Genomic DNA, 561 nt, shown 5'->3' with positions numbered 1-561 from the left:
CCACCAAACCGCCCCTGCTCGTCCTCGGTGGGTCCTCCCAGGACCGCCACTCCTGGGCCAGGCACGAACCCCACCTCCTCCACCACGGCGACGTCCTCACCGCCGACCTCCCCGGCTACGGCACCGTCGACCACCTCCCCGCCCGCTACGGCATCGACTTCCTCGCCGCCACCGTCCGCCACCTGCTCGACGAACTCGACCTGCCCCGCGTCGACCTCGTCGGCGCCTGCTTCGGAGGCGCCATCGCCGTCCGCGTCGCCCAGCACTACCCGCAGCACCTCGGCCGCCTCCTGCTCGTCGGCATGACCGACCGCGTCCCCGACGACTACACCGCCTGCGCACACCGCTGGCGCCGCATGATGGCCGACGGCGAACGCCACACCGTCGCCGACGAACTCGTCACCCGCTTCCTGGCCGCCCCCACCGACGGCACCGTCCGCCGGCAGACCGCCGTAGCCCGCTTCCTCCACCGCCAGTTCGTCGGCCAGAACGACGACGAGGTCGCCAAGTGGTCGGAACACAACCTGCGGTTGACCTCCCACGAATGGTTCCGCCCCGAAC

1 protein-coding gene is annotated in these 561 nt (G+C 71.8%); it reads left to right on the top strand.

The annotated features are described in order from the left end of the window. On the top strand, positions 1–561 hold a 561-nt coding region (locus tag FNX44_RS27515; RefSeq protein WP_153507818.1), incomplete at both ends, for an alpha/beta fold hydrolase.

Source organism: Streptomyces alkaliterrae (assembly GCF_007097205.2).
GTDB classification, from domain to species: Bacteria; Actinomycetota; Actinomycetes; order Streptomycetales; family Streptomycetaceae; genus Streptomyces; species Streptomyces alkaliterrae.
This window is presented reverse-complemented; position numbering and strand designations above follow the sequence as displayed.